The following is a 5,389-nucleotide window of genomic DNA, read 5'->3' as shown; positions in this document are numbered from 1 at the left end:
GGGCTGCACCGTCGTCTACCGCCGCGACACCGAGGCGGTGGCCCTGGGCTTCAACTACCGCTCGAGCCAGCCCTCCTTGGCCTGCCCCTGCCACCTGGGCGTCTTCGCGCCGTCGCAAGCGGGCCGGGCGGTGAGCGGCCCGCCGGTGGACCCGCTCTTTCGCGTCGAGCTGCGCGCGGAAGAGGGCGCGCTCTACGCGGTCGGGCTCGAGCGCAGGGAGGGCTGAGACGGCTTTGCCAGAGCTGCCCCTTCTCCCGAAAGGCGGGTAAGATGGTCGGGTGAGCGAGCCTCTACACGTCGTCATCGTCGGCGGCGGGGCGGCGGGATTTTTCGCGGCCATCACCTGCGCCGCGAGCAATCCAGGAACGCGGGTCACCCTCCTGGAGCGCAGCCACCAACCTCTCGCCAAGGTGCGCGTCTCCGGCGGCGGCCGCTGCAACGTCACCCATCACCTCTTCGACCCGGCCCTGCTCGCCGGGCACTACCCTCGGGGCGGCCGCGCCCTGCGCGGTCCCATGAGCCGCTTCGGGCCCCGCGAGACGGTAGCGTGGTTCACGGCGCGAGGGGTGGCGCTCAAGGCCGAGAGCGACGGGCGCATGTTCCCGGTGACCGACGCTTCGGAGACCATCGTGAGCTGTCTCGTCGAGGCGGCAAGGGCGGCCGGCGTGACGGTTCGCAGCCGGGCCGCCGTGACCTCGGTCAAAAGGACCCAAAACGGCTTCGCCGTGGCGCTCAAGGAGGGCGAAACCCTGAGCTGCGAGCGCCTACTCCTGGCGACGGGCAGCAACGCCCAGGCCTACGCTTGGGCCGAGGCCTTGGGGCACGCCGTCGAACCCCCGGTGCCGTCGCTCTTCACCTTCAACGTGGACGACCCCCGCCTGGAGGGCCTGGCGGGCATCTCGGTGCCGCAGGCGCAGCTGCGGCTGGAGGGCACGAAGCTCGAGCAGACCGGCCCGCTCCTCGTCACCCACTGGGGCCTCTCCGGCCCGGCGGTCCTCAAGCTCTCCGCCTGGGGCGCGCGCGAGCTCCACGCGCGCGGCTACCGGGCCACGCTGCTGGTCAACTGGCTGAGCGACACTCACCCCGAAGCTCTGCGCGAGCGCCTGCTGACGGTCAAGGACACCGAAGCCCGCAAAACCGTCCATGCCAGGAGCCCCGCCCTGCTACCCCAGCGTCTGTGGCGGGCGCTAGCCGCCGCAGCGGGCATCCCTGAGGGCAAGCGCTGGGCCGAGGTCTCCAAACTCGAGCTGCACACGCTGGCCGAGGAGCTGAACCGCGGGCGCTTTGCCATCACCGGCAAGGGCGTCTTCAAGGAGGAGTTCGTCACCTGTGGCGGCGTGCGCCTAAAGGAGGTGAACTTCAAGACGATGGAGAGCCGGCTCGTCCCCGGCCTCCACTTCGCGGGCGAGATCTTAGACATCGACGGGGTGACGGGCGGTTTCAACTTTCAGAGCGCCTGGGTGACGGGCTGGCTGGCGGGGCGGGCGATGGCCACGGTATAATTATTCGTTGGGCGGCGGTATCTTGATTTTATTCCGAACGAAAACTATGCTTACTGGATGAAGGTGCGTGATGTGCTCAAGTTGCTCAAAGACGATGGCTGGTATCTGGTTGTTACCGAAGGTAGTCACCGTCAGTTCAAACATCCCACGAAGAAGGGGCGCGTCACCGTTCCGGGGAAACCCGGTGATGATTTACCAATCGGCACATTGAACAGTGTCTTGCGTCAGGCAAGCTTGAAGCACTAAGGAGAGTATCAGATATGCGTTACGCCATTGTTATCGAAAAGGCAGAAAACAATTACGCCGCGTATGTACCCGATTTATTGGGGTGCGTGGCAACGGGTAAAACAATTGAAGAAACCGAGCAGCAAATCCGCGAAGCCGTTGAAATTCATTTGCGGGGGATGCGCGAAGATGGCTTGCCAATTCCAACACCGAGCAGCCAAGTCGAATATATTGAGGTTGCCGCGTAGGGAATCTTGAAGTGGATACTACTTGGAAAGCAATCCTTTGGCAGCAGTTCGGCGCTGCTATCGACATGCTCGAGAATGCCATGCTGGCCTGTCCCGATGAGTTATGGAGCGACCCCTCACAACGACCGGCGTGGGTCAGTAAGGATGTTGTCGGCTTTTGGTATGTCGCCTATCACACGCTCTTCTGGCTCGACTTTTATCTGTCAGGCTCGGAGGAGTTCGCTCCCCCCACTCCTTTTACACTTGACGAACTGGACCCAGCGGGACTGCTCCCTGAACGACCCTATACCAAGGGCGAGCTGCAAAGCTATCTCGAGCATGGCCGCCAGAAGTGCCGAGTGGCGATTGACGCTTTGACGGACGAAAAAGCTCATGAACGCTGTAGCTTCGGTTGGGGTGAGGTCAGCTTCTTAGAGTTGCTGCTCTACAACATGCGCCACGTCCAGCACCACGCCGCACAGCTCAACCTCATGCTCAGGCAGAAGACTGATTCGGCCCCCGGCTGGGTTGCTAAGGCGAAGAGCCATAGTGGCAACTAAGCGCTTGCGGAGTCGGTGGCACCTGACAACGCCATGTAGCTGACCGCAAACCAGCATGAATGCCACCTAGAACTCGTTCGTAGGGCAGTTGCGCGGCGGCTGATGGCGAGTGTTAAGCGGTAAGTAGCCATGCAAAAGAAATTGTGGAAGCTGCTCCCCTTGCCCTCGCCAGATTGTAGCTCTTAGCCCTGGGAACTTCACAAGAACTTTTGTGTAGGTGCTTATCTTCCATCTTGCTCTGGCTTCTGGTGGTCTTGTAAACTCTAGCCTGAAGTTCTTGGGGCAAAATCCTTGTTCTTCCCTCCAGCACGACAATACTTGCAAAAGCCTTTGCAAAGTGTAGTCATGTAAACAACCCTATTTCGCTGGCTTTGGGGTTATATCGTGCTATTATTCGCAAGATGCATGGTTTTCACGCAAAGCATAGAAGAGGAGAAAAGCACGGGCTGCAAGCCGGCTCTAACCCTTAGAGCCTTTTCGAGTGTAGACAGAACCGTGCATTCTTAAAATGCTCACATAGCCCCTTGGCGACGTGCTTCGTGCTGTTTTTCGTTCTAGGAACTTCAGTCTAGCTATCAGAATCATCGCCCGCAAAACTCTGCGCATTTTCTGGGAACAACACGCCGACGTATACAGCGTGGTGTACATTCGCTTTATCGGCAGTCATCAGGAATACAAGGTTGATGCGACAACGCTCTAGGAGAACGCATGAACATTCGGCCCATCAAACCTGACGCAGATCATGAAGCGGCGCTTGCAGACATTGAAACTCTTTTGGATGCGGAGCCGAATACACCAGCAGGAGACCGTCTTCTGGTGCTGACGGCGCTCGCCCAAGCTTACGAGGAAGAGCATTACGCCATTCCTGCTCCCGACCCGGTTGCCGCTGTTATGTACTACTTAGAGAGCCGTGGCTTGTCACAAGAAGACCTCGCTCCCTACCTTGGTAGCCCCTCCCAGGTATCCGCTGTTCTCGAACGTAGGCAGCCTCTAACGCTCGAGATGATTCGTCAACTGCATGCTGGCTTGGGCATCTCTGCCGAAGTTCTTATCCAAACCTACGACATAGCGGGCAATGCCGCCTAACGGCTAAGCTCGGGGGGTGCGTCCCACGGTGAGGTTTGAAGTGTAACTGCTTCTTTGGTTGTTTGCGGCAATTTTACACTTAGAGCGGGTCTTCCGTGACCCAGGCGCAGCGTTGCATCTAGGCGCCGTCTCTGTGAAGCTTGAGCGCGGCGTAGATGACGTCGTTGACGGGCGTCGCCACGCCGAGCTCTTTGCCCAGGCGGCCGGCGTAGCCGCTCAGCGCGTCCAGCTCGAGCGGCCTGCCCTTGGCCAAGTCCTGCTGCAGGGACGAGCGCATCTCGGGGTGGAGCTTCCGGGAGAACTCGAGCCTGTCCTCGACGATGTCCTCGGGCAGCGCGATACCTTTGGCGCGGGCGAGTTCGGCGATCTCGGCCAGACAGCGCCGGTAGAGTTCGCGCGTGTCCGCATCCGCCATCACCCGGCCGATGGGCGCCCTGGTGAGCGCGGTCAGACCGCTGAAGGCGCAGATGAAGAGCCACTTCGTCCAGATGACGCCGCGGATGTCGTCGCTAAGGCTCGCCTCGAGGCCCGCCTTTTCACACGACGCCAAAAAGGCTTGCGCCCTCCGCGACGCCGCCCCGTCCAGCTCGCCAAAGGCGAGGCGGGCGAAAGGGCTGTTGTGGACGACGAGGCCCGGCTCGGCAATCGTCGCCTCGATATAGGCCACCCCGCCCATCACCTGCCTCTCGCCCAGGACCCCGACCAGCACGTCCTCGTTGTCCACGCCGTTTTGCAGGCTGATGACCGCCGTGTCCTCCCTCAGCAGAGGCCTGATGCTCGCGGCGGCCGCGCGCGTGTCCTGCGCCTTGACGGTGAAGAGCACCACGTCCACTCCTCCGATGCTCGCGGGGTCGCCCGTGACGCTGGGGCGCTCGATGACAAAGTCTCCCAGGCGGCTCTCGACCCGGAGGCCGCGCTCTCGAATCGCCGCCAGATGCGCGCCCCTGGCGATAAAGTGAACCCGCTCGCCGGCCTGCGCCAGCCGTCCACCGAAGTAGGCGCCCACGCCCCCCGTTCCCATCACGGCAATGTCCATAGGCGAGTCTACGCTTTTTGGCTGGGGAGCAGGTTCGACAAGCTACGCGGGCAGGATGTAAAAGAGCATCATGAAAAAGTGGCTGATGCTGCCGGCCAGGACGAAAAAGTGCCAGAGCTCGTGGTAGCCGAAGACGCCCGGCACCAGGTTGGGGCGCTTGAGCCCGTAGATGACCGCGCCCGCGGTGTAGAAAAAGCCCCCGGCCAGCATCCAGAAGAGCCCACCGCCGGCAAGCGTCTGAATGATCGGCACGATGGCGATCAGTGACATCCAGCCCATCACCAGGTAGAGCCCGGTGGAGAGCCAGCGCGGCGCCCCCAGCCACACCAGCTTGACGATGATGCCCAGGAGGGCGCAGCCCCAGGCCAGGCCGAAGAGCGTCCAGCCCCAGGCCGGGCTCTGGCTCTGCAGGGTCACCAGGGTGATGGGCGTGTAGGTGCCGGCGATGAGCGCGTAGATGGCCGAGTGGTCGAAGGCCTTGAGCCAGGCCACCCAGCGCTCTCTCACGTGCAGGCTGTGGTAGAGGGTGCTGGCGGTGTAGAGCAGGATCAGGGTGACGCCGTAGACGGCGAAGCTCGTGGTGCGCCAGGGCTCACCCGCCGACAAGACCAGCAAGACGACCAGGCCGATGATGCTTAAGAGCACGCCGGCCAGGTGCGAAAAGCCGCTGATGGGCTCGCGGATGTACCAGGGGCGGATGGGCGGCAGGTCTTTAGCGGCCATGCTTTACCCTAGCAGAGCCGGCGTCGGCTG

General features: G+C 62.0%; 8 protein-coding genes. 6 read left to right on the top strand and 2 right to left on the bottom strand.

All coding sequences use genetic code 11. The features are described from left to right. From M3498_13110 to M3498_13085, 6 genes are all read left to right on the top strand, one after another. Positions 1-226 (top strand): ubiquinol-cytochrome c reductase iron-sulfur subunit (locus tag M3498_13110; protein ID MDQ3460221.1); only part of this gene is annotated, 226 nt, incomplete at its 5' end. A 52-nt stretch (positions 227-278) separates the two neighbouring features. After that, positions 279-1,502 carry an NAD(P)/FAD-dependent oxidoreductase gene (locus M3498_13105; protein ID MDQ3460220.1) on the top strand — a complete coding sequence of 408 codons (1,224 nt, stop codon included), beginning with the start codon at positions 279-281 and terminating at the stop codon, positions 1,500-1,502. Positions 1,503-1,559: 57 nt separating this feature from the next. Then, positions 1,560-1,748 carry a type II toxin-antitoxin system HicA family toxin gene (locus M3498_13100; GenBank protein MDQ3460219.1) on the top strand — a complete coding sequence of 63 codons (189 nt, stop codon included), beginning with the start codon at positions 1,560-1,562 and terminating at the stop codon, positions 1,746-1,748. 14 nt (positions 1,749-1,762) lie between these two features. Further along, positions 1,763-1,975, top strand: a complete 213-nt coding sequence (locus tag M3498_13095; protein MDQ3460218.1) for a type II toxin-antitoxin system HicB family antitoxin — start codon at positions 1,763-1,765, stop codon at positions 1,973-1,975. A gap of 11 nt (positions 1,976-1,986) precedes the next feature. Beyond that, positions 1,987-2,514 (top strand): DinB family protein, encoded by a 528-nt coding sequence (locus tag M3498_13090; GenBank protein ID MDQ3460217.1) that lies wholly within the window; start codon positions 1,987-1,989, stop codon positions 2,512-2,514. A gap of 708 nt (positions 2,515-3,222) precedes the next feature. Beyond that, the gene (locus M3498_13085; GenBank protein MDQ3460216.1) at positions 3,223-3,600 is read left to right on the top strand and encodes a helix-turn-helix domain-containing protein; all 378 of its coding nucleotides are present in this window, start codon (positions 3,223-3,225) and stop codon (positions 3,598-3,600) included. 118 nt (positions 3,601-3,718) lie between these two features. Here M3498_13085 and M3498_13080 read toward each other — a convergent pair whose 3' ends face one another. Beyond that, positions 3,719-4,636: a 2-dehydropantoate 2-reductase gene (locus M3498_13080; GenBank protein ID MDQ3460215.1), complete on the bottom strand. Its 918-nt coding sequence runs from the start codon at positions 4,634-4,636 to the stop codon at positions 3,719-3,721. Positions 4,637-4,678: 42 nt separating this feature from the next. Further along, complete coding sequence (locus tag M3498_13075; protein ID MDQ3460214.1) at positions 4,679-5,359, bottom strand: hemolysin III family protein; 681 nt, start codon at positions 5,357-5,359, stop codon at positions 4,679-4,681. Between the last annotated feature and the right edge of the window lie 30 nt (positions 5,360-5,389).

It is taken from the genome of Deinococcota bacterium (assembly GCA_030858465.1).
Lineage (GTDB): Bacteria > Deinococcota > Deinococci > Deinococcales > Trueperaceae > JALZLY01.
The sequence above is the reverse complement of the archived record's forward strand: the minus strand, read 5'-3'. Positions and strand labels throughout refer to the sequence as shown.

Bases quoted from the DNA above. Each gene is read 5' to 3' on its own strand.
- M3498_13100 (MDQ3460219.1), top strand. From the start codon at position 1,560: ATGAAGGTGCGTGATGTGCTCAAGTTGCTCAAAGACGATGGCTGGTAT.
- M3498_13095 (MDQ3460218.1), top strand. From the start codon at position 1,763: ATGCGTTACGCCATTGTTATCGAAAAGGCAGAAAACAATTACGCCGCG.
- M3498_13085 (MDQ3460216.1), top strand. From the start codon at position 3,223: ATGAACATTCGGCCCATCAAACCTGACGCAGATCATGAAGCGGCGCTT.
- M3498_13080 (MDQ3460215.1), bottom strand. From the start codon at position 4,636: ATGGACATTGCCGTGATGGGAACGGGGGGCGTGGGCGCCTACTTCGGT.
- M3498_13075 (MDQ3460214.1), bottom strand. From the start codon at position 5,359: ATGGCCGCTAAAGACCTGCCGCCCATCCGCCCCTGGTACATCCGCGAG.